The organism is Cyanobium sp. CH-040 (assembly GCF_024346135.1).
Taxonomy (GTDB): Bacteria; Cyanobacteriota; Cyanobacteriia; order PCC-6307; family Cyanobiaceae; genus NIES-981.
In genome coordinates, this window is record NZ_JAGQCJ010000005.1 from 57,451 (window position 1) to 80,266 (window position 22,816).

At 68.3% G+C, this 22,816-nt stretch carries 19 protein-coding genes; 11 read left to right on the forward strand and 8 right to left on the reverse strand.

Annotation, left to right across the window (positions count from 1 at the left end):
- Positions 1-38: 38 nt before the first annotated feature.
- The 3 genes from KBY90_RS06390 to KBY90_RS06400 form a co-directional block, all read right to left on the reverse strand.
- Positions 39-1,772: a hypothetical protein gene (locus tag KBY90_RS06390; RefSeq protein WP_254967673.1), complete on the reverse strand. Its 1,734-nt coding sequence runs from the start codon at positions 1,770-1,772 to the stop codon at positions 39-41.
- Positions 1,769-3,517 (reverse strand): hypothetical protein, encoded by a 1,749-nt coding sequence (locus KBY90_RS06395; protein ID WP_254967674.1) that lies wholly within the window; start codon positions 3,515-3,517, stop codon positions 1,769-1,771. Before KBY90_RS06395 ends, KBY90_RS06390 begins: the two co-directional genes overlap by 4 nt.
- A gap of 1,146 nt (positions 3,518-4,663) precedes the next feature.
- On the reverse strand, positions 4,664-5,746 hold the full coding sequence (locus KBY90_RS06400) for a class I fructose-bisphosphate aldolase (protein WP_254967675.1): 1,083 nt from the start codon (positions 5,744-5,746) through the stop codon (positions 4,664-4,666).
- Between the two features lie 126 nt (positions 5,747-5,872).
- Here KBY90_RS06400 and KBY90_RS06405 point away from each other — a divergent pair, with 126 nt between their 5' ends.
- The 6 genes from KBY90_RS06405 (at position 5,873) to KBY90_RS06430 (ending at position 13,114) form a co-directional block, all read left to right on the forward strand.
- Positions 5,873-6,937: a ligase-associated DNA damage response exonuclease gene (locus KBY90_RS06405; RefSeq protein WP_254967804.1), complete on the forward strand. Its 1,065-nt coding sequence runs from the start codon at positions 5,873-5,875 to the stop codon at positions 6,935-6,937.
- 41 nt (positions 6,938-6,978) lie between these two features.
- On the forward strand, positions 6,979-7,713 hold the full coding sequence (locus KBY90_RS06410; protein ID WP_254967676.1) for a methyltransferase domain-containing protein: 735 nt from the start codon (positions 6,979-6,981) through the stop codon (positions 7,711-7,713).
- 1 nt (position 7,714) lies between these two features.
- Positions 7,715-8,932, forward strand: coding sequence for an NAD(P)/FAD-dependent oxidoreductase (locus KBY90_RS06415; protein ID WP_254967677.1), 1,218 nt, complete (start codon positions 7,715-7,717; stop codon positions 8,930-8,932).
- Positions 8,923-10,008: a type III polyketide synthase gene (locus KBY90_RS06420; protein ID WP_254967678.1), complete on the forward strand. Its 1,086-nt coding sequence runs from the start codon at positions 8,923-8,925 to the stop codon at positions 10,006-10,008. Before KBY90_RS06415 ends, KBY90_RS06420 begins: the two co-directional genes overlap by 10 nt.
- A 2-nt stretch (positions 10,009-10,010) precedes the next feature.
- On the forward strand, positions 10,011-11,369 hold the full coding sequence (locus KBY90_RS06425) for a sodium/glutamate symporter (protein WP_254967679.1): 1,359 nt from the start codon (positions 10,011-10,013) through the stop codon (positions 11,367-11,369).
- Between the two features lie 68 nt (positions 11,370-11,437).
- On the forward strand, positions 11,438-13,114 hold the full coding sequence (locus tag KBY90_RS06430; protein ID WP_254967680.1) for an ATP-dependent DNA ligase: 1,677 nt from the start codon (positions 11,438-11,440) through the stop codon (positions 13,112-13,114).
- Between the two features lie 9 nt (positions 13,115-13,123).
- Here KBY90_RS06430 and KBY90_RS06435 read toward each other — a convergent pair whose 3' ends face one another.
- On the reverse strand, positions 13,124-13,756 hold the full coding sequence (locus tag KBY90_RS06435; RefSeq protein WP_254967681.1) for a DUF4178 domain-containing protein: 633 nt from the start codon (positions 13,754-13,756) through the stop codon (positions 13,124-13,126).
- A gap of 104 nt (positions 13,757-13,860) precedes the next feature.
- Between KBY90_RS06435 and KBY90_RS06440 the strand changes: the two genes are divergently transcribed.
- From KBY90_RS06440 to KBY90_RS06450, 3 genes are read left to right on the forward strand one after another with little or no spacing between them, the layout of a single operon-like run.
- A complete protein-coding gene (locus tag KBY90_RS06440; RefSeq protein WP_254967682.1) occupies positions 13,861-14,814 on the forward strand; it encodes an orange carotenoid-binding protein in 954 nt (317 codons plus the stop codon).
- Positions 14,811-15,551, forward strand: a complete 741-nt coding sequence (locus KBY90_RS06445; protein ID WP_254967683.1) for a fatty acid desaturase — start codon at positions 14,811-14,813, stop codon at positions 15,549-15,551. The genes KBY90_RS06440 and KBY90_RS06445 overlap by 4 nt, the downstream gene beginning before the upstream one ends.
- A 36-nt stretch (positions 15,552-15,587) precedes the next feature.
- Positions 15,588-15,971 (forward strand): hypothetical protein, encoded by a 384-nt coding sequence (locus KBY90_RS06450; protein WP_254967684.1) that lies wholly within the window; start codon positions 15,588-15,590, stop codon positions 15,969-15,971.
- Positions 15,972-15,983: 12 nt separating this feature from the next.
- Here KBY90_RS06450 and KBY90_RS06455 read toward each other — a convergent pair whose 3' ends face one another.
- The 3 genes from KBY90_RS06455 to KBY90_RS06465 are packed head-to-tail and all read right to left on the reverse strand — an operon-like array spanning position 15,984 to position 18,825.
- On the reverse strand, positions 15,984-17,543 hold the full coding sequence (locus KBY90_RS06455; RefSeq protein WP_254967685.1) for a polyamine aminopropyltransferase: 1,560 nt from the start codon (positions 17,541-17,543) through the stop codon (positions 15,984-15,986).
- The gene (locus KBY90_RS06460; protein WP_254967686.1) at positions 17,540-17,764 is read right to left on the reverse strand and encodes a hypothetical protein; all 225 of its coding nucleotides are present in this window, start codon (positions 17,762-17,764) and stop codon (positions 17,540-17,542) included. Before KBY90_RS06460 ends, KBY90_RS06455 begins: the two co-directional genes overlap by 4 nt.
- Entirely contained in the window at positions 17,764-18,825 is a 1,062-nt protein-coding gene (locus KBY90_RS06465; RefSeq protein ID WP_254967687.1) for a hypothetical protein, read from the reverse strand. The genes KBY90_RS06460 and KBY90_RS06465 overlap by 1 nt, the downstream gene beginning before the upstream one ends.
- Positions 18,826-18,883: 58 nt before the next feature.
- Between KBY90_RS06465 and KBY90_RS06470 the strand changes: the two genes are divergently transcribed.
- Positions 18,884-19,093, forward strand: a complete 210-nt coding sequence (locus tag KBY90_RS06470) for a DUF350 domain-containing protein (protein WP_254967688.1) — start codon at positions 18,884-18,886, stop codon at positions 19,091-19,093.
- Between the two features lie 4 nt (positions 19,094-19,097).
- Here KBY90_RS06470 and KBY90_RS06475 read toward each other — a convergent pair whose 3' ends face one another.
- The gene (locus tag KBY90_RS06475; RefSeq protein ID WP_254967689.1) at positions 19,098-20,129 is read right to left on the reverse strand and encodes a Glu/Leu/Phe/Val dehydrogenase dimerization domain-containing protein; all 1,032 of its coding nucleotides are present in this window, start codon (positions 20,127-20,129) and stop codon (positions 19,098-19,100) included.
- Between the two features lie 157 nt (positions 20,130-20,286).
- Here KBY90_RS06475 and KBY90_RS06480 point away from each other — a divergent pair, with 157 nt between their 5' ends.
- Positions 20,287-22,791: a ligase-associated DNA damage response DEXH box helicase gene (locus tag KBY90_RS06480; protein WP_254967805.1), complete on the forward strand. Its 2,505-nt coding sequence runs from the start codon at positions 20,287-20,289 to the stop codon at positions 22,789-22,791.
- The last annotated feature ends 25 nt before the right edge of the window (positions 22,792-22,816 follow it).

Consider the following 22,816-nt stretch of genomic DNA (forward strand, 5'->3'; position numbering starts at 1 on the left):
GGGAATCAAAATTGGGAAGAGGCTTGTATTTGCCCAACCTATGCAATCTCATCAGCCGAAATAGCACAATCTTTTCTTCCATTCTCCCTAAGGCCTTGAAGGATGTGAAGTGGCAATGGAAGGCGGTAGAGGCGACAGGCAACAACGATTAGTGGCCACCAGCCATATCTAACCGCAGAAAGCTCTTGGAAGTGCGGCGTTTCGTCACACTCCCGAAATACTTGGTCTAGAAAATCTGAAACAGGCTTGTCAAAATCTAAGTTTGCAAGGGTGGCGCCGTGTACTTCATCGTTTCTGTAGTAGTTCGCCTCGGAAGTCTCGTCTGGATACCAGAGTTGAAAGGTGCAGTGCGACATGACGTCTCGCTTGAGACTAGCGATATTGCTGTAAAGCTGCGCATCCTTAATTAGCGCAGCCCAAAGAGCAATGACAGGGTAAAGGATGCTTGCACTCGTAGCATTTCTACGGTACTCACTATCTCGGGACTTCGGATGCTCAAGTAGCTCGGTATAGCTGGAAAGAACGCACGGATACTTGCCGTTAGCTTCGTAACTGAACTTTGCCCGCGAAAGGATCTCCGTGAGCCAGCTACGAATGAAAGTCAAACCATCACCACTGATAGCCAAGAGAGTAAGTGCTATCGATATATCAATTGCTTGCTCATCCTTGGCAGGCAGGAGGAGAGCAGGATTATTGGCAATGAGCTGTCTGATCGCTTCGGCATAGCTTATTACCTCTGCCTGCAGCTTCTGTTTAGCGCCCTCCTCATCCTTAGGGCATCTCTGTGCTCCCCAGTGCGCCCACAGTCCTTCGAGCCCAAGACGGCCAAGAAGGTCAAACAACTTCAAGTTGATGTCGATGCTGTGTGAGCTGTGCACCGCCACCGAAATTGCATGCAGCGTGCCTACGTATGGCAAAACGATAGTATGCAGATACTCACTGCAGATCTGGCTGTATGTAGAGAATATTGAGTAGAATGCAGAAGTAGCCGCCAGGCTCGTCTTATTGTTCTGGCCTGCAAACTTCTTTGCAATAGGCCACGCATGAAGAAGGGCAAACTCACTGGATCGATATGCAGCTTCGATATTGCCTGCCTCACGAGCCCAAGCAAACAGGATCCAGAGGCATATACTCATTTGCCTAATGGCAGTGACACGCTCTAAGTCGCCATGCTTATCAACGTCGGAGAGCGACTTAACTAACTGTGTGAAGTGACGGCATGAAACATCCGGCTGGTCTAACATGGCAAGTGATTTCCGGATATCTTTTCGGGCATTTTGTGGCAGCAATTCCTCGCTAAGTAAACTGGACTGAATGAGTTCAGCCAGCTTGTCCCCATTCCACTCTTCAAATGATATGCACGACTTAGTATTCTCAGCCATATAGCCTGTGAGGAGTGGTCGAACTTGCTCCTGTACGTCTCCTCCAATAGCAATGCAGATGACAACATCTTTGCCCCTATGCTCGGCTGGCATGCGATGTGGTATGTATGAATCTAGAATCTCATTTAACGATGGCCGAAGAGACTGTGCAGAATTCCCATCCCAATCCCTTCTCGTCAGGTCCCCCGGCTTAATCGATAGGAGATAAACTTTCTCAGGCCCTCCGTCGAGACTCCCGACCGCACCCACATCAACTCCATCTTGTCGTGTGCCTCGTGCGGGCCGCGAATAGACATTTAGTCCAAGCTGGCTGAGAAGATCTGGGAGCACTGCGTCAAGCTCACCCCTCTCCTTCAATGAGGCGAGGTACTCCCTAATGATGAGTTTCATTGGCAAATGCGTTCAGCACGAAAGACACGCAAGATAAAGTCCAATCCATATGGGTCAATAGGATCCATCCGGGGCGTCTCAATCTCGACGCGATTGCTCAAGAGAGGGGCCTCCATACGTGTGGTCTCGCCAGCAGCAGTATGTTGGAAATATATTGACTTTCGACCATAGAGTAGCGTCTGTTTTGTGCAGATGAGGCTGAGTAAAGATTCCTTCTCAGCAGCCCTAAAAGACACTGCAGTTAAATCTGAGATATACCGTCTGTACGACTCTCGTTGCGTTTGGCTGGGATGTAGAGCAGGAAGCGACGGGACACCGGCCAACTTGTCGAGATAGCAAGTGATGGTACTCAGCACTTTCTTCAGTTCCTCCTTTACTTGGCCCGCCTCCGATGGACACTGTGCTTTTACATAGTCGCCAACACATCCTGGATAGCTAAGAAGTAGCGGGTCAAAAAGGAGTTGAGCCAACTCCTCTAAGGCTTTCTCATCAGATGCGTAGCGCATGAGAGAAATGACAATGCTCGCAGCTGTCACGGGCTGCAGGAAAAAGTAGCCAATAGCTTTGCGTGCGATGAATACAATACGCACTGAGTCATTCTGCTGCAATTGCGTGGTGTCGATCTCGATCAATAGATCTTCACCATGATGGGTTGCTCCCATCTCTTTAACGGACTGGCCAAGAACAGGCGAACCGTTCAGAAACCAGCGTGTCATGACCCTGCTAAGAAGGGCTGTATCTCTGCGGATGTACTCGGCAGTGGTGGCGAATAAGCGAATAGATAGTGATTGTGGATGCATCAAGAGGAGCTCTTCCAGAAACAGAAGCGCCTTTTCGTTGTCGCATTGCTTTAGAAGGCATGCAAGGCCGTAATCAATGTTCTCGAGTAGGACATGGTGCTTGGGGTTGACCCGAATTAATCCCCTAAGGAGTATATCCTTGAGTGGCATCGGGATTTCATTCGCATGACAGCCAAAGAGCATTGAAGCCTCCTCCAAAGTGAGATCGTTTCCCTTGGAAATCGCATCTCCAATCAGCGATATCATGCGTAATTCAAGCGTTTTATCCTGCTGATATAATGTATATGCACTCTTGATGACGGCTGCTTGGATTTCGTCATCCTCCTCGTGGCATGACCTTTCTAATGCTGTGATCAAGGAATCAGGTACACGGCTCCCATTTTGCCACTGCAGATGTGACATTGCAGTAATGGCACGCTGGCGCAAGACCTTTTCTGAATGCTGGCTAAGACGGATTGCTGCCTCAAGGTAGTGAGGATTGTCAGTTAATGACCCTGCATGTATAGTTGCAGGAAGCATGTCGGCAAACTGATTTGGATCCGCCTCAATGAGCTTCAGCGCTTCCCGGGGCCGCTGCGAGTCTTTCGCGCAAAAGTTGATATAGCCAGCAAAGATTGACCCAGCAGCACCATCCTGCCCTGCGCATCGGAACAGTTGCAGTACAGTCCGCATGACGCAGCCCACAGAGGCATGAGTATGAGGAACAGACTTTTCAAAAATCCGCCTTATAATGAAGAAATCAATCCCGCTTGATGCATTGACCTCAAGCTTAGTAAACTCCGCGAAGATATCAACAAGTCCATTATTGTGTAGATCTGCAAGATCTAACGCCAAGTCATCTTGCTCTCTGCGTTCATCTCGAAAGGCGCTATAGACTGCTTCAAGAAGGCTTCCGGCTTCTGAAGCGGCAACAAGTTTCTCTTTCCTGCTAGGAGCTTCAGCCATTTCCTTTTGGGACCGCAATCAGGATGCTGTAGAAAAGTACAGCATTCAGTAGCATACACTTAAAAGATAGCTTGCGCTGGGGGTGCTGAGGTGAGCACCTCTGAGATTCAGGCTCGTCTTGAAGCGAGTTTACTGCCTGTCGCCTAACGCTCCAGATCAGAAGCGGGCAGAGATACCGGTATAGAACCAAGCCCCCAGTTCCCGTCTTCTGCATCTGGATGTTATACGGCTATCGCGTTTAGGAATAAGATGCTAGAGATAGATGTATTCATGACTCCTTCCTACACGGCCACGAAATTCCTTGGACCACTTATCTAGACTAAATCTGGCATTCAGGCTAGCATTTTTAAGAGGATTTAAGACCGTAACCTCTGCTTCGGCAAAACTTCCTAAATCTAGGACAATATGTATTTACATCAAAACCGCCCTCTACGATGAAGCCATGCTGCATCTCAAGCATCCATTCACAGGTTTTTACCCATGATGGCGATCTGTGAGAGACCTCGTACAGCGCCTCTGTAATCGCCATTTTGCAGTTGCCATACCAATGGATTGATCTAACGTTCTGATTGTTTGGAGGTACCGTAGAGCCAATGCCTGCTTCTTCGATGTTCAGTTCATTCCATTTCAAGAATAGATCTACCGCCTGCGACTCACGGGTTGCTGCTTGAGTTAAGTAGAATTGTATTGTGCCAATAATCAAAGCAACTATTGCAGTTATGCACGCGAGAATTGTCGACAAGTCTGACCAAAACGAAATAGAGTTATCGGGAGTCATGAGGATCCTTTGATGAGGGCTGATAATTATTTTGCACAAGCCCTTCTAGTCAGTATAACTAGTCATTGGATGGTTCCGTGAACCAGCGCCATCGCCCAGTTCTTTTCCGATAACCAAGAGGGGCGGTGCTCGTCTGATTCGCGATACCCTTGTTCCCCCAATCGATCTCATGCCGGGGATCCATCCATTCGCTGTGGTTCACGGGTCCGCAAACCAACTGTTCGTGCTGTTACACAGTGTGGGCTGGGCGGTCTATCCCCAGTGGTCAGCGGTTGAGCGCATGAGTATCGATCTTGGTGCTGTTCCGATAGGAATCCAGCAGCACGCTGCAGAAACAAGCCATTCCCTCACCCACCCCATTCCCACACTCAGTAGCTGTAGTTGGCCTCATACAGGGGAGCGCCGTCGGAGGGCTCCGAGCCGGCCACGTAGAAGCCCTGGGCGGCCTGGCCATTGGCTCGCGCCCGGGCCAGCAGCGCCTGCTGCCCCCCGTGCACGTCATGGCCGGCCCAGTGCTTCAGGCACGACTGCTGCAGGGCGCGGCCGTAGGAGAAGCCCAGGTGCCAGGGCGCCGGTGAGAGGGTCTGGTTGATGGCGTTGAGATACACGCTGGCCTCCTCCTCGCTGAGGCCGCCGGAGAGAAACAGGATCGCCGGCACGCTCACCGGCACGGTGCGCTCCAGGGTGCGCAGGGTGAATTCGGCCACCTGATCAGGGCTGGGCGCACCGGGGCAGGCCATGCCCGGCAGGGTCATCGAGGGCTTGAGCAGGCTCCCCTCCAGAAACACGCCGTTGCGGCTGAGAGCCTCGTACACCGTGCGCAGCACCCACTCCTGCACGGCGGCGGTGGTCTCGAGGTCGTGGTCGCCGTCCATCAGGATCTCCGGCTCCACGATCGGCACCAGGCCCTCCTCCTGCACGGTGCGGGCGTAGCGGGCCAACCCCCAGGCGTTCTCGCGCACGCACAGCTCCGACGGCGCACCCTCCGGTGTGATCTTCAGCACGGCGCGCCACTTGGCGAAGCGCGCGCCGCGGGCGTAGTAGCGGGCGGCCCGTTCCTGCAGACCCTTGAGGCCGGTGCACCAGCTCTCGCCGGGCAGGCCGCCGGGCAGCGGCTCCACCCCCTGGTCCACCTTGATGCCGGGCACGATTCCCTGCCCCTCGAACAGCTCCACGATCGGCGGGCCCGGCGCACCGCTGGCGTCGAGGCTGTCCTGGAACAGGGTTTCCTCGTAGAGAATCACGCCGCTGATGGCCTCGGCCAGGCCTGGCGCGGTGGCCAGCAGGCTGCGGTAAGCGCAGCGGTTCGCCTCGGTGTTCTCCACGCCGACGGCCGCGAAGCGCTTGCCGATGGTGCCGGTGGATTCATCGGCCGCCAGCAGGCCCTTTCCCTGGGAGGCGATCGCGCAGGCGGTGGCCGCCAGCTCGTCGCGGAAGCTGTCGAGCGTCATGGCGGATCCCGGCGCGAGGAGACACGGGGCCCCTGGGGGCCCCCCTCTCCCTAGGCACGCAGGCGGGGCGTGTCAACGCAGGATGTGGCCAGGATCACGGCCCGCGCCGCCGTCACGCCCCAGCCCATGGCCCTGCCCGCCGACGGTCTGCTGCAGCTCACCCCCCAGGGCCTCCACTGCCCCGCCGCCGGCGCCTGGATCGATCCCTGGCGGCCGGTGCCGCGGGCCCTGATCACCCATGCCCACGCGGATCACGCCCGGCCGGGCTGCGGCGAATACTGGGCCGTCGGCGCCAGCGAGGCGATCCTGCGCCAGCGCCTCGGGGCCACCATCAACCTCATCCCGGTGGACTACGGCCAGCTGCACCGCATCGGCGATGCCCGCGTGTCGTTCCACTCCGCCGGCCACGTGCTCGGCAGCGCCCAGATCCGCCTGGAGGCCGGTGGCGAGAGCTGGCTGGTGAGCGGCGACTACAAGCGCTGCGCCGACCCCAGCTGCACCCCCTTCGAGCCGGTGCGGGCCGATGTGTTCATCACCGAGGCCACCTTCGCTCTGCCGATCTACCGCTGGCAGAGCGGCGCGGCGGTGGCGGCGGAGATCCTGCGCTGGTGGCGGCAGGCGCCGGAGCGGCCCTCGATCCTGGTCGCCTACGCCTTCGGCAAGGCCCAGCGGCTGCTCGCCGAACTGGCCGCCATCGGCGTGGGCGCACCAGGCCAGCCCGGGGCCGAGGGGCACGAGATCCTGTTGCACGGCGCGGTGGAGGCGCTGATGCCGGCCTACCGGGAGGCGGGGGTGGCGATGCCGCCCACGCTGCCGGCCAGCGCCATCGGCAAGGGCGATTCCCTGGCCGGCCGGCTGGTGATCGCGCCGCCGTCGGCCCACCGCTCGCCGTGGATGAAGCGCTTCCGCCTGCCGCAGACGGCCTTCGTGAGCGGCTGGATGGCCGTGCGCGGCGCCCGCCGCCGGCGCGGCTACGAGCGCGGCTTCGTGATGAGCGACCATGCCGACTGGCCCGGCCTGATCCAGAGCGTGAAGGACAGCGGCGCCCGCCAGGTGTACGTAACCCACGGCAACAGCGACGGCCTGGCCCGCTACCTGCGCGAGGTGGAGGGCATCAGCGCTGAGCCCCTGGAGGGCGGCTTCGCGGCGGAGCGGGGGGACGAGCACGCGCCCGGCGCGGCCCTGTCCTGAGCCCGCCACCATGGGCGCGCCCGCGTCGACCCACCCCAGCCATGCCGATCCCGCTGGCGACGCGGCAACGCCTGCCGGAGCTGATGGATCAGCCCGGGCTCGACCCGGCTGAGCACCAGCGGGCGCTGGCGGGGCTGCGCCGCATCAACGCCATCAGCCGCTGCTCGGCCAGCCTGCTGGCCCCGATCCAGGCGCTGGCCGCCGTCCGGCCCGGCCAGCGCCTGCGGGTGCTGGATCTGGCCTGCGGCGGCGGCGACACGGCCATCGATCTGGCCCTCGCAGGCCAGCGGCGCGGCCTCCAGCTCAGCGTGGAGGGCTGCGACCTCAACCCCGAGGCGGTGCGGATCGCGGCGGCCAACGCCGCCCGCCGCGGCGCCGCGGTGCGTTTCTTCCAGGCCGATGCCCTCGCCGATCCCTGGCCCCAGGGACCGGACGGGGCCGATCCGGAGGGCTACGACGTGGTGCTCTGTTCACTGTTCCTGCACCACCTCGACGATCACGACGCCGAATGGCTGCTGGCCCTGATGGCCCGGCGCGCCCGCCGGCTGGTGCTGGTGAACGACCTCATCCGCAGCCCCCTGGGCTACGCCCTGGCCTGGGCCGGCACCCGCCTGCTGAGCCGCTCGCCGGTGGTGCACACCGACGGGCCGCTGTCGGTGCGGGGGGCGTTCCGGCTGGCCGAGGTGGCCGCCATGGCCGAGCGGGCAGGACTGGCGGGCGCACGGCTGCGGCGCTGCTGGCCCGAGCGTTACCTTCTCAGCTGGAGCCGGGGTTGAGATGGGTTCCGTCGGCGCCGGCCCCGGCAGCGAGCCCGATCACGGCGACACCCCCCACTGGGACGTGGTGGTGGTGGGCGCCGGCCCGGCCGGGGCCCTGGCATCCTTCGATCTGGCCCGGCGGGGTCTGCGGGTGCTGCTGGTGGAGAAACGCCGCTTCCCGCGCTGGAAGGTGTGCGGCTGCTGTCTCAACGGCCAGGCCCGGGCCGTGCTCGAGGCCCTGGGGCTGGGCGAGCTGATCGAGCGCCAGGGCGGTGTACCGCTGCGGGGGATCCGCGTCGGGCTGGGGGGCCGCCAGGCTGACTTCCCCCTGCCCGACGGCCGGGCCCTGTCGCGGCAGCGCTTCGATCAGGCCCTGGTGCGGGCGGCGGTCAGCGCCGGGGCCAGCTTCCTGCCCCACACGTCCGCCCGGCTGGGGCCGGCCACGGCGGGCTGGCGCGGCGTGCACCTGCGTGCCGGCGGCAGCCGTGAGCAGCGGCAGGTGCACGCCGCCGTGGTGCTGGTGGCGGCGGGGCTGGCCCACCGCTGCCTCGATGGTGAACCCGGCACCGGCGTGCGCATCCAGCCCCGCTCACGGGTGGGGGCCGGCTGCCTGCTGCCCGCCACCAGCGACGGCTACGAGCCGGAACGCATCCACATGGCCGTGGGGCGCCAGGGCTATGTGGGGCTGGTGCGGCTGGAGGACGGCCGCCTCGACCTGGCGGCCGCCTTCGATCGCGCCCTGCTGGCCAGCGCCGGCGGACCGGCCGCCGCCGCCGCCCAGGTGCTGGAGCAGGCCGGCTTCGCCGTTCCGGCGGGCCTGGCCGGAGCCCGCTGGCAGGGCACGCCGGCGCTGACGCGGCAGGCCACTCCCCTGGCGGGGGAACGCTTCCTGGTGCTCGGCGACGCGGCCGGCTACGTGGAGCCGTTCACCGGCGAGGGCATGGGCTGGGCCCTCACCGCCGCCGCCGCCGCCACGCCCCTGGTGCTGCAGGGGGTGCGGGGCTGGGATCCGGCCCTGGAGCGCCTGTGGGTGCGCACGTTGCGGCGGCGGCTGGGGCGGCGCCAGCGGCTCTGCCGGGCCGTGACGGCTCTGCTGCGCCGGCCGGCCACGGCCGCCGCCCTGTTCGCCCTGGCCAACCGCCTGCCGCCGCTGCCCCGCCGGCTGATCCGCGCGCTCAACGAGCCGCCATCGGCCCCGGCCCCCTGCCCCTTGCCCGCAACCCTGCCATGGGCGTGAGCATCCGCGGCATCGGCACCGCCCTGCCGGCCCATGGCGTGAACCAGGGCGACGCCATCGCCCTGGCCCGGCGCTTCAGCGCCGATTCGCGCGCGCGCGCGGCGCTGGTGGAGCGCATCCAGCGCCGCAGCCGGGTGCAGCGCCGCCACAGCGTGCTGCTGGAGAGCGGCGAGCCGCAGCGGCCGGTCGCCGCGCGGCTGCCCTTCTACGGCGAGCGCAATCCCTCCACGGAGGAGCGCATGCTGCGCTTCGCGCGTCACGCGCCGGCGCTGGCCCTGGCGGCGTCACGGCGCGCCCTGGCCGACGCCGGGATTCACCCGGGGCGCATCACCCATCTGGTGACCGTGAGCTGCACCGGCTTTCAGGCGCCGGGATTCGACCTGGAGCTGATCGGCCAGCTGGAGCTGGACGCCGACGTGGAGCGCACCCACGTGGGCTTCATGGGCTGCCACGGCGCCCTCAACGGCCTGCGCGTGGCACGGGCCTTCGTGGAAGCCGATCCCCAGGCCTGCGTGCTGCTGTGTTCGGTGGAACTCTGCAGCCTGCATCTGCACTACGGCTGGGATCCGGAGAAGGTGGTGGCCAACGCCCTGTTCGCCGATGGGGCCGCGGCCCTGGTACTCAGCGCCGGCGGCGCCGAGGGCCCACGGGTGCTGGCCTCGGGCTCCACCGTGATCCCGGGCACGGCGGAGCTGATGTCGTGGACGATCGGCGACCACGGCTTCGCCATGGGCCTCTCGCCGCGGGTGCCGGCGGCGGTGGCGGCCCACCTGCGCCCCTGGCTGGAGCGCTGGCTGCACGGGCACGGCCTGGAGATCGGCGCCATCGGCGCCTGGGCCCTGCACCCCGGCGGCCCGCGCATCCTGCAGGCCAGCGCCACGGCGCTGGATCTGGCGCCGGAGCACATCGCCGTGTCCGCAACCGTGCTGCGCGACCACGGCAACATGTCCTCGGCCACGATCCTGTTCATCCTGGAGCGGCTGCGCCGCGCCCTGGCCCCCGGTCCCTGGGTGGCCCTGGCCTTCGGGCCCGGTCTCACGGTGGAGGCCGCCCTGCTGGACACCCCGGAGCACTGACCATGCAGGTCTACGACGTGCTGATCGCCTTCTCGGTGCTCAGCCTGCTGCTGCTGATCGCCCTGGTGCTGCGCCGCCGGCTGGCCTGGCTGCGCCGCCTGGGTCTGCCGGAAGCGCTGATCGCCGGCCTGCTGGGTCTGGCGATCGGCCCCTACGGACCGCTGCAGCTGGTGCCCGACACCGTGGTGGAGGTGTGGTCCCAGGCGCCGGCGGCCCTGATCGCCCTGGTGTTCGCCACCCTGTTTCTCGGGCAGAGGCTGCCCAGCCCCGGCCAGCTCTGGCAGCGGGCCGCCCACCAGACCGCCTTCTCGATGGTGATCGGCTTCGGCCAGTACCTGGTGGCCGGGCTGGTGGTGCTGGCCCTGCTGCAGCCCCTGCTGGGCAGCCATCCGCTGATGGCCACCCTGGTGGAGGTGGGCTTCGAGGGCGGCCACGGCACGGCGGCGGGCCTGGGCCGCACCTACCAGGAGCTGGGCTTTCCCGCCGGTCGCACCCTGGCCCTGGCGATGGCCACCGTGGGGGTGATGGCCTCGGTGCTGCTCGGCACCGCCCTGGTGCTGCTGGGCCAGGCCCGCCGCTGGCTGCTGCGCCAGCGGCACCGCAGTCCCGCCGCCCTGGTGGGGGGGCGCAAGGGCAGCTTCGGCGCCAGGGGCCGGCTGGCGGGGGAGCGTGCCGCCGGCCTGATTCCCAGCGGGCAGGAGATCAGCCTCGATGTGCTCACCCTCAACCTCACCCTGGCGGGGGTGGCGGTGGGCGTGGGCGCGCTGATCAAGCAGCTGCTGGTGCAGCTCTCAGCGGTGTTCGAGGCGCTGCCGGTGTTTCCCCTGGCGATGGTGGGCGGGCTGCTGGTGCAGCTTCTGCTGCAGAAGCTCGAGCAGCCGTTTCTGGCCTCGGCCACCGATCAGGCCAGCATCGCCTCGCTGGCGATGGATGTGCTGATCACCGCCGCCATGGCCAGCCTCAACCTTCCCCTGCTGGCCGACAACCTGCTCCCGTTCACGCTGCTGGCCGTGACGGGCCTGGCCTGGAACGTGCTGATGGTGCTGCTGCTGGCGCCGCGGCTGTTTCCCGACGCCTGGTTCGAGCGCGGCATCGCCGATTTCGGCCAGGCCACCGGCACCACGGCCAACGGCCTGCTGCTGCTGCGCATGGCCGATCCCATGGGCCGCAGCCAGGTGCTGGAGGCGTTTTCGTTCAAACAGCTGCTGTTCGAGCCCTTCCTGGGTGGCGGGCTGATCACCGCCTTCGCCCCGCTGGCGATTGCGGGCATGGGGCTGGGCCGCTGGACGGCCCTCTGCCTGGTGCTCACCGTGGGCTGGCTGGTGGTGGGACTGAAGCTGCTGCCCCGAGCGACGCCATGACGGGGCAGGTCCCGCTCCGAACCGTCGAGCGTCTCTCGACAGGTCGCAACAGCTGATTCACTCGGTCAATGCGCCGCTTTGCTGAGCTCTACGCCGAACTCGATGGCCTCACCGGCACCAACGCCAGGGTGAACGCCCTGGTGCGTCACCTCAGCGATGCCGAGCCGGCCGATGCCGCCTGGGCCCTGCAGGTGCTTCTCGGCCAGCAGGGCCGGCGGCTGATCACCGGCCGCCGGCTGCGTCAGATCTGCCTGGAGGGTTCCTCCCTGCCGGAATGGCTGTTCGACGACTGTCATGCCCAGGTGGGCGATTCGGCCGAAACCATCGCCCTGCTCTGGCAGCAGCAGCATCCCGCCGGCCCCGACGCCCCCCTGGCCGGTGACCAGCCCCTGCACCACTGGATGGAGGAGCTGCTGCCCCGGGCCGCCGCCCTCGAGCCGGAGGCCCAGTCCCAGGCGGTGCGCAGCCTCTGGAGCGCCCTGGGGCCCCACGAGCTGCTGGTGGTGAACAAGCTGCTCAGCGGCGGCCTGCGGGTGGGCGTGGCCCGGGGGCTGGTGATCCGCGCCCTGGCCCGCCTGAGTGGCCTGGAGGAGGCGCTGCTGGCCCACCGGCTGATGGGCGGCTTCGTGCCCTCGGCCCAGGCCTGGCGCCAGCTGATCGCCCCGGCGCAGGCGATGGAGGCGGCCCCCAGCCGGCCCTACCCCTTCTTCCTGGCCTCCCCCCTGGACCCACCCCTGCCCGGCGCCGCCACCAGCTGGCTGTGCGAGTGGAAGTGGGACGGCATCCGCGGCCAGCTGATCCGCCGCGCCGGCCAGAGCTTCCTCTGGAGCCGTGGCGAGGAGCTGATCAACGACGCCTTCCCGGAGCTGACCGCGGCGGCGGCGGCGCTGCCCGATGGCACCGTGCTCGACGGCGAGATCCTCGTGTGGCCCGGTGCCAGCGACCGGCCGGCCCCCTTCGCCCAGCTGCAGCGTCGTCTGGGGCGCAAGGCGCCGGGGCGGCGGCTGCTGGCCGAGTGCCCCGCGGTGCTGCTGGCCTACGAACTGCTGGAGCACGGGGGCGAGGACCTGCGCCCCCAGCCCCTGAGCCAGCGCCGGGCCGCCCTGGAGGCCCTGCTGCGGCAGCCGGCGGCGGCGGCTGGCACCCCTGATCCCGGGCCCCTGCGCCTCTCCCCCCTTCTCTGCCTGCAGGCCTGGGATCAGCTGGAGCCGCTGCGCGGCCAGGCCAGCGCGGCCGGTGCCGAGGGCCTGATGCTCAAGGCCGCCGACTCGCCCTACCTGGCCGGTCGGCGGCGGGGGCACTGGTGGAAGCACAAGCGCGATCCCTTCCGCCTCGACGCCGTTCTGCTCTACGCCCAGGCCGGCAGCGGCCGCCGCGCCAACCTGTTCACCGACTACACCTTCGGCCTCTGGGAGCGGTCACCCGCCCCTGCCGGCGAGCCCGGCGACGGCGCCGAGCCCCCGCGGCTGGTGACCTTCGCCAAGGCCTATTCCGGCCTCGACGACGGCGAGATCGACGAGCTCGACCGCTGGATCCGCAGCCACACCACCGAGCGCTTCGGGCCGGTGCGTGCCGTGCAGCCGCTGCAGGTGTTCGAGCTGGCCTTCGAGGGGCTGCAGCGCTCCAGCCGCCACCGCAGCGGCATCGCCGTGCGCTTCCCGCGCATCAGCCGCTGGCGCCGCGACAAACCGACCGCCGAGGCCGACACCCTGGCCAGTGCCCTGGCCCTGCTGCCCGAGGCGTGAGCCGGGGAATCAGTCCGCGGCGCTCCGGTACACCGAGCGGCCGTCGCCAGGCAGCAGGGTGAGGCTGCGGGGATCGATCAGCCGCCCGGCGGTGGCCTCGATCTCCGCATCCGCCTGGGCACCGCCGGCCTGAGCCCAGACCTCCAGCCCCAGCACGCGCTCGCCCGGCCCCGTGTAGTCGGCGAAACGGCAGCGGCCCAGGCGCTGGTTCATGCGCCGGTGACTGGCGGTCACGCTGGCGGTGCCCTGCTCCTGGAGCCGGTAGGTGGCGCCGTGCCAGGTGAGTTCCGGCGGCAGCGGCAGGGGCGGCGGCGGCACCAGGTCCACCGGCTCCAGCCAGCTCACCTCCAGCCAGTCGTCCTCGCACACCACCAGCCAGCGGCTGCGGCCGCCGTCGCGCAGCAGATACTCCAGCCACTGGAAGCCGTCCTGGTCGTAGAGCAGGCGGTCCTCCACCACCCAGTCGGCGGCCTCGGCCTGCACGATGTCGCCCAGGCGCAGGTCGAAGAGCGTGCGCTCCCGCTCCCGGGCCTCCCGGCGGCGCTGGGCCGCCTGGCGGCGCCGGCGCTGCAGCAGCAGCACCCCCACGCCGGCGAGCACCAGCAACGCCAGCAGGAACACGGCCATGACGGCGGGGTGCAACAGATGGAGACCTGCCCAGGCTATGGCGGGTCCCCGCACCAGTCGGGTCGGGGATGCAGCACCTACCTTTCAGGGCAGTCCCTTGCTCCCTGGAGACCCGCGCCATGTTCACCCTGGATAAGGCCACCAAGATCTTTCCCGAAACGCTGTCGGCCGATGCGGTTCCCGCCCTCACCGCCCGCTACCGGCTGCTCAGCGCCGAAGACCAGCTGGCCCTGATCTGGTACGCCTACCTGGAGATGGGCAAGACGATCACGATCGCAGCCCCCGGTGCGGCCCGCATGCAGTTCGCCGAACCGGTGCTGAACCGGATCAAGGCGATGGATTTCACCGAACAGAGCCAGGTGATGTGTGATCTGGCCAATAGCGCCGACACCGAGATCGGCCGCACCTACGCCAACTGGTCGGTGAACATCAAGCTGGGCTTCTGGTACCAGCTGGGTGTGTGGATGGACGAGGGCATCGTGGCGCCGATCCCCGAGGGCTATCAGCTCTCCGCCAACGCCGCCTCCGTGCTCGCCAGCCTGCGCGGCCTGGAGGGTGGTCAGCAGATCACCGTGCTGCGCAACTTCGTGGTGGACATGGGCTTCGATCCCACCAAGGGCGAAGGACAGAAGGTGATGGAGCCGGTGGTGGTGCCCACCCCCGAGGAGCAGCGGAAAAAGGTGTTCATCGAAGGGGTGCTCAACCCCACGGTGTTCTCCTACATGGAGCTGCTCAACGCCAACGACTTCGACAACCTCATCCAGCTGTTCCTGCCCGACGGCGCCCTGCAGCCGCCGTTCAAGCAGCCGATCGTGGGCAGCGAGGCGATCCTGCGCTTCTTCCGCGAGGAGTGCCAGAACCTGAGCCTGTTGCCCGAACGCGGCTACAGCGAGCCCACCGACGGCGGCTTCACCCAGATCAAGGTCACCGGCAAGGTGCAGACCCCCTGGTTCGGCGCGAATGTGGGCATGAACGTGGCCTGGCGCTTCCTGCTCGATCCCGACAACAAGATCTACTTCGTGGCCATAGACCTGCTGGCCTCCCCGGCCGAGCTGCTCAAGCTCGGCAAGTGATCAGCCGAGGCACCGCCGTCGCCCTGGGTCTGATCGGCGGCTGGTGCCTCAGCCTGCTGCTGCTGGCCCTCGCTCCGGCCCTGCCGGCGGGGGCCGCCCTGGTGGCGGTGCTGCTGCGCACCCAGCTGCAGACCGGTCTGTTCATCGTCGGCCACGACGCCATGCACCGCTCCCTGGTGCCGGCCAGCCGCGGGCTCAACGACGGGCTCGGCCACCTGGCCCTGGCGCTCTACGCCTGCCTGCCCTACGGCATCTGCCGCCGCAACCACCTGCTGCACCACCGCGCCCCCGGCAGCGCCCGCGATCCCGACTTCCACGCCCCGCACCGGCCCGGGCCGGTGGGCTGGTTCCTGCGCTTTCTGGGCGGCTATCTCGGGCCCCGCACCCTGGCCCTGCTGGCGCTGCTCTGGCTCAGCGCCGCCCTGCTGGTTTCAGCCCGCCACGGCCACGGCCTGCAGGTGGTGCTCTGTTACTGGATCCTGCCGCTGGTCCTCAGTGCCGTGCAGCTGTTCCTGTTCGGCACCTACCTGCCCCACCGCCGCCAGAGCGGCGACGCCAGCCATGGCGCCGTCACGCTGGCCTGGCCCGAACCGCTGTCACTGCTGGCCTGCTTCCACTTCGGCTACCACGTGGAGCACCACAGCCATCCCTCCCTGCCCTGGTATGCATTGCCCGCCTGCCACCGCCGGCTGCGGCGCCAGGCGGGCGCGCTCGCGGTGGCATCACAGGCGCTGTAGCGTCCACGACATCACGTTTCAGACCGCGGCACAGGGATGGGAGGACAGGCAGCCGAGCACCCGTCAGCGACCCGGTCAACCGCTCCATCCCAGGCCCCGGCCGACGATGCCGGCTGGAGTGAAGCCGAGCAGATCATCGCCCGGTGCGCCTTCGACAGGGCTCAGCAGCGGGCGATCGCATCCCTGGTGCAGACCGTCCAGGCCCATGCCCGCACGCTGGACAGCGTCGAAAGCGTCTGGACCCTGCACGACTTCCTCAGCATCCAGCGCCACGCCATCGAGGGCCGCTTCGACTTCCGTCTCTCCGGCCTGCTGTTCGTGTTCGCCAGCCTGGTGCGCGACGAGCTGCTGACGCTGGAGGAACTCGACGGCCTCGATGCCGTCAAGCTCGCTAAGATCTCGGCGATGTCGCGGATCTAGGCGCCAGGGCGCCTAGGGCCAGCCCTGCTGCCAGCGGCTGCGGCGCTGGTACTCCGCCAGAACGGGCCGCCCCAGGCGGTTCGGCAGCACCGTCTCTCCCGGATCCGGCCGCAGGTCGCGCGGCAGCTCGAACAGCCGCTCGAGCTCCGTGGCATCCACCCAGCGTCCGGTGAAGGGCAGCGGTGCGAAGCCACGCTCCGGGCCGGAGCGCTGGGCCAGCACGAACCCCCACGGCCCGAAGCTGGGCACGCTGACGCTGTAGGGCCGGGTGCGCAGCCCCAGGTGCTCCAGGCTGGCCTGGATCGAGGCCAGCACCCGGGGCGTGAAGAAGGGGGTGGAGGCCTGGGTCACCAGCACGCCATCGCCGGCCAGGCGCTGGCGCAGGCGGCCGTAGAAGGCCACGCTGTAGAGCCGTGCCACGGCGGCTGTGGCGGGATCGGGGAAATCGGCGATCACCACGTCGTAGGGCCCATCCAGCTCGGCCACCCGGGCGAAGGCATCGCCCACGTGCACGCGCACGCGCGGATCGGCGAGGCTGCCTGCGTTGAGGCGGCGCAGCAGCGGGTGGCGGCGGGCCAGCTGCAGCATCGCCGGATCGAGCTCCAGCAGATCCACCTGCCGCACCGCCGGCCAGCGCAGCACCTCGCGCAGGGCCAGGCCGTCGCCGGCGCCGAGCAGCAGCACCCGCTGCGGCCGGCCGTGCAGGGCCATGGCCGGGTGCACCAGGGCCTCGTGGTAGCGGTATTCGTCCAGGCTGGAGAACTGCAGGCTGCCGTCCAGATAGAGGCGCAGGTCGCCGCGGCGCCGGGTGAGCACGATGCGCTGGTGGCGCGACTGCATCCGTCCCACCACCGGATCGGCGTAGAGGCTGTCCTCGATGCGATCGCCCAGCGGACCCACCACCGCGCCGGCCAGCAGCGTCAGCGGCACGGCGGCGCCGAGGGGCCAGCGCCAGCGCCGCAGCTCCGGAAACCGCCAGGCCAGCAGGGCGCTGGTGACCAGGGGCACCACCGCCAGGGCGGCGGCGGTGGGCAGCAGCCCCAGCCAGGGCAGCAGCACCAGCGGGAAGAGCAGCGCTCCGGCCAGGGCGCCGAGGTAGTCGAGCGCCAGCACCCGCGCCAGGGCGGTGCGCAGCTGCTGCTGGTTCTCCAGCAGGCGGGTGATCAGGGGCAGTTCCATCCCCCCCAGCACCCCAACCAGCAGCGTCAGCAGCACCACCGCCAGCCAGATCGGGCCGTCGACGGCGAACAGGGCGAACAGGGCCAGGGGGCCCAGCAGACACAGTGGACTCAGCCCCAGTTCCACCCGCAGCAGCGCCCGCAGCAGCTGGCGCTGGGGGTCACCGGCGGTGGCCAGGAACTGGCTCAGCCAGGCCCCCAGCCCCATGGCCGCCAGGAAGGTGCCCACCACCACCCCCGTGGCCAGGGCGGCATCGCCCACCAGGTAGCTGGCCTGGGCCACCAGCAGCAGCTCCAGCACCAGGCCCACACAGGAGGAGATGGCGGCGGTGATCAGCAGCAGCTGCACCTGGCCGCCGCTCAGGCGCCGCGACGACGGTGCGGATCGGCTCACTTCGCTCCGCCCGGTCCCCGCCCCTGGAAGCCGCCCCAGCCCCGCTGGCCCGCGGCCGGCTGCCAGCGGCCGCCGACGCTGCGACCGCGGAAGGCCACGGCCCCTGTGGTGCGCGGCGTGCCGTCCTGACCGATGCGGTACAGGGCCGGGCGGGTGACCGCCAGGCCGGAGCCCAGCAGCAGGGCCAGCACGGCCAGCAGCAGCAGCAGCTGACGTTCCATCACCCGGGGCTGCGCAGGGGGGTCACGGCCACCGGCCAGGCGGTGACCACGCCATCCTCGACCAGCAGCTGGATCCACTCAAGCTCCACCGCCCCGCCGGCCAGGGGATCGGGCAGGGAGGCCCGCAGGCGCAGGCTGGCGGGCTCGCTCAGGCGCAGGTAGCGGCTCGTGTTCACCACCCACCAGTGGTCGCCATCGTTGCTGTAGTGACGCAGCGGCACCTCCAGCCGTTCACGCAGCAGCACCGCCCCCCAGGCATCGCTCACCGCCAGCTCCAGCTCCACCTGGCGCGGCGCCGGCTGCGGCCGGACCGGCGGCAGATCCGGTTCCTCGTAGCGGGCCAGCACCTGCACCCGCACCAGGCCGGCTCCGCCCAGCTCCAGCCGCAGGGCCGCCCCGTCGTCGTCCACCCGCAGGCGCCGGCGCTGGCGGCAGTCGCCGTACACCGCCACCCACAGCAGCCGCACCAGCACAGCCGTGACGGCCGCGGTGATCAGCAGCAGCCCACCGTCGACGCTGTGGTTGTCCACCACCAGCGCCACCCGCAGCGACGCCGGCAGGGGCCGGCCGGCGGCATCCGTGAACTCCTCCAGCGCCAGTCGCAGGGTGTGGTCTCCCCCCTGGCGGGGCCGCAGCTGCAGCCGCAGTTCCGCGTCGCTCTCGTCGTAGCGGCCGCTCTCACCGTCCTCCTGCCAGATCCCCTGCTCGCGCCAGCCCTCCTGGTCGAACTGCAGCACCGTCTGGCCGGCGGGATCGAGCAGATCCACCGCCAGCGCCATGGCGGTGTTGGGCGGCAGTTCCGCGCGCAGACGGATCTCGGGGCTGCCCAGCCAGCCGTCGTGCAGGCGGAACGGACGGCTCGACGCCGGCTGCTCCCCCTCCAGCACCACCAGCTGACGCTGGCGGGGAACGCTCACCGCCGCCAGCAGCACCAGCAGCGGCGCCAGCGGCAGCAGCAGCGCCAGCTGGGGCCAGCGCACCACCTCCGCGCCGCGGCTGATGTCCCGGGCCGGTGACACCGTGGCAGGGGGAGGTTGCCGCGGCGATGACGGCATCGCCATCTCGGCTCAGGCGCTGCCGATAGCGTAGGGAACGCGTTCCAGCCCCCTGCTGGCTGCCATGGCTCCTCGGCTCACGCAACTGCTGCTCACCATCGGCTGGACCGTCGTCGGCGTGCTGCTGATCTACGGCGGCACCTGGCTGTTCGACCTGCTCGCCCCGATCGACTACCGGAGCGAGATCCGCAGGGGCAATGTGGCGGCCGGCCTGGTGGTGGCCGCCGTGATCCTGGGGGTGGCCGCGGTGGTGGTGTCGGTGCTGCTGACCTGAAGGGCTAGCGGCGGGCGCACCAGAGCGGGAAGCGCAGGCCGATCGGCGCTGTCTCCACTGCGGATTCGCACTCCATGACGGGTTCGGGCTCCCTGGCCGGGCCAGGCGCGAGCGCCGATCCGGCAAGGTGGCGGCAGGTGCGCTCCTGCACCACCGCCCGCACGAACCCATACACCTGCTCCGGCTCGGCCCGGCGCCAGGCGTCGGGGGCGTAGCGCTCGATCGAATCGGCGATCACGGCGCCGGCGTTCACCAGCGGATCGGGCAGCACCGTCACCCCCCGCTGGGCCAGATCGTCGGCCAGGCAGGCCCGCTGGAAGGGGGCGTTGGCCGCCGGCACGACCGCAGCCGCCTGCAGCTGGCGGGCGATGGCGCCGCCGATCAGGCCCGACACCGAGCAGGGCAGCAGCACGTCCACCTCCTGGCGCCACCAGGCACCGTCGGGGTCCAGCGGGCGCGCGCCGGGCAGGGCGGCGCGGCGGCCATCGCGATCCACGGTCCACACCCGCCAACCCGCGTCCACCAGGGAGCGGGCCACCACTCCACCCACGGCGCCGCAGCCATGCACCAGGGCGCTGCCGGGACGGGGGCGCAGGGCCTCCAGGGCACCGAGCACGCCGTGGGCGGTGCAGGCGCTGGGGTCGATGCGGCTGCCCACGGCCGCCAGCACGTGGGGGGTCCAGCGCACCAGCCGCTCCATGTCTTCGCGGCCGGTGTTGAGATCGCAGCCCGTCACCATGCTGCCGCCCAGCGACTCCAGCAGCAGGGCGGTGACCTGCAGCACCCGCTGCTTGAGGCCCCGGGGATCGGCGGCCCGGGCCACCACCTTGCCGCCGCTGAAGCCGGTGCCATAGAGGCTGTGCTTCTGCTCCATCAGGGCTGCCAGCCGGCGGGCGTCGGCCAGGGCGGCGCCGTCGGAGCGGTAGGGCAGCAGGCGCAGACCCCCGTTGGCCGGGCCGCCGGGATCGCAGCCGCTGGTGACGACGAACACGGAGAGATCGGGGGCCACGTGGCGGGCCCGCACGCAGGTGGGCATGGCACGGATCGGAAGTGGCCCGAGGGTATGGAGCGCCGGCGGAGCGGGTGTGGCCCGCGCTACCGGCCCGCCCCCGGGCCAGGAGATCCACACCGGGCCGGCACAGCCCCAGCCGCCCTCCCACCTGCTGGACTGTGGGCATTGCGTGTGCCGCCGCGTGGATGCCGCCGCCGCCCTGGCGCCGATCGAGGCCTGGTTCGCACGCCGGGGCTGGACGCCGCTGCCCTTTCAGCGCCAGACCTGGCGGGCCTACCTGGCCGGCCGCAGCGGCCTGATCCAGGTGCCCACCGGCTCCGGCAAAACCTATGCCGCGGTGATGGGTCCGATCGCCGAGCTGCTCGCTGAAGCGGGCTGGAGCGCGGAGCGGCCCGGTGAAGCACCCGGCGCCCTGCGCCTGCTCTACATCACGCCGCTGCGGGCCCTCAGCCGCGACCTGGCCCTGGCCATCCAGGAACCGATCGAGGCCATGGGCTGGCCGCTGCGGGTGGCGATCCGCAACGGCGACACCAGCAGCAGTGAGCGCAGCCGGCAGCTGCGCCGGCCCCCCGAGATCCTGATCACCACGCCCGAGTCGCTGTCGCTGCTGCTGGCCAGTCCCAGCGCCCCGGAGCTGTTCAGCGGCCTGCAGGCAATGGTTCTCGACGAGTGGCACGAGCTGATGGGCGGCAAGCGCGGCAGCCAGACCGAGCTCTGCCTGAGCTGGCTGCGGGCACTGCGGCCGGCGCTGCGCACCTGGGCGATCAGCGCCACCATCGGCAACCTCCAGGAGGCCGCCCGGGCGGCGGTGGGCACGGGCAGCGGCGAACCCCTGATCATCAGCGCCGCCATCGAGCGGCCCACCGCCATCCGCAGCCTGCTGCCCGAAACGATCGACGGCTTCCCCTGGGCCGGCCACCTGGGCCTGCGCATGTACGAGGAGCTGGTGGCGGCCCTCGATCCCGCCGTCTCCACGCTGCTGTTCACCAACACCCGCAACCAGGCCGAGCGCTGGCACCAGTGCCTCCGCTACGCCTGCCCGGAGATGGAGGACGCCCTGGCCCTGCACCACAGCGCCATCGACCGGGCCGAACGCGAGGCGATCGAGGCGGCCGTGAAGAGCGGCGCTCTGCGCTGGGTGGTGTGCACCAGCTCCCTGGATCTGGGCGTCGACTTCCAGCCGGTGGAGCGGGTGGTGCAGATCGGTTCGGCCAAGAACCTGGCGCGGCTGCTGCAGCGGGCCGGCCGCAGCGCCCACTGCCCCGGCGGCACCGCCCAGGTGCTGTTCATGCCCACCAACGCCCTCGAACTGCTGGAGGTGAGCGCCATGCGGCGCGGCCTCGCCGAGGGCCTGGTGGAGACCCGCCGGCCGCCCGAGGCGCCGCTCGACGTGCTGCTCCAGCACCTCACCACCCTGGCCTGCGGGCCGGGCTTCGATCCCGAGCGGGAGTGGGCCGTGGTGCGCACGGCCTGGAGCTTCCGCGGCCTCAGCCCCGGCGACTGGCAGTGGTGCCTGCGCTTCCTGGAGGAGGGCGGCGAGTGCCTGGGGGCCTATCCCCGCTATCGCAAGCTGGAGCGCCAGCCGGCCGGCGACGGGTTCCGCTACGTGGTGCGCGAGAAGGCGATCGCCCGCCTGCACCGCCTGCACATCGGCACGATCACCGCCGACCGTGCGGTGACCGTGCGCTACGTGCGCGGCGCCGTGCTCGGCCATGTGGAGGAGACCTTCATCTCCCGCCTCCGGCCGGGTGATGTGTTCTTCTTCGCCGGCCGCCAGCTGGAGTTCGTGCGCCTGCGGGAGATGACCGCCCAGGTGAAGGCCACCACGAAGAAGAGTTCCGCAGTGCCGGCCTGGGCGGGGGGCCAGATGGCCCTCTCCGATCTGCTCAGCGAGGGGCTCCGGGCCGAGGTGGACCGCTGCGCCCGGGCCCTCGCGGGGGATGGCGAGCTCGACACCCCCGAACTGCAGGCCCTGGAACCGCTGCTGCGCCGCCAGGCCGACCTCTCGCGCCTGCCCCGTCGCGATGAGTTCCTGGTGGAGGTGTGCCGCAGCCGCGAGGGCAGCCACCTCTACGCCTATCCCTTCGAGGGGCGGTTCGTGCACGAGGGCCTGGGTTTCCTGTGGGCCTGGCGGCTGGCCCGCCACCGGCCCGGCACGATCACGGTGTCGGTGAACGACTACGGCTTCGAGTTGCTGGCGCCGCGCGGCTATCCGTTCGAGGAGCTGTTCGAGCTCCACGGCGACGCGCTGCTGGAGGTGGAGCGGCTGGAGGAGGATCTGGAGCAGGCGGTGAATCTCTCGGAACTGGGACGGCGCCGCTTCCGCTCCATCGCCCAGATCGCCGGCCTGGTGCGCAACTGCTATCCCGGCCAGAGCCGCAGCGGCGGCCAGCTGCAGATCAGCGCCGCCCTGCTCCACGACGTGTTCAGCCGCCACGAGCCCGGCAACCGGCTGCTGGCCCAGGCGCGGCGCGAGGTGCTGCAGGAGCAGCTGGAGCTGCCGCGCATCCGCGCCGCCCTGGAGCGGCTGCTCGGTTGCCGCCTGCTTCTGGAGCGCACCCCCCGGCCGGGGCCGCTGGCCTTCCCGCTGCTGGCCGAGCGTCTCAACAACCGCATGAGCAACGAGTCGCTGCTGGAGCGCATCGAGCGGCTGCGGGCCGAGGCGGAACGGGCGGAAGCCTGCTAGGCCAGAGGTGTCTTAACGGGGACCC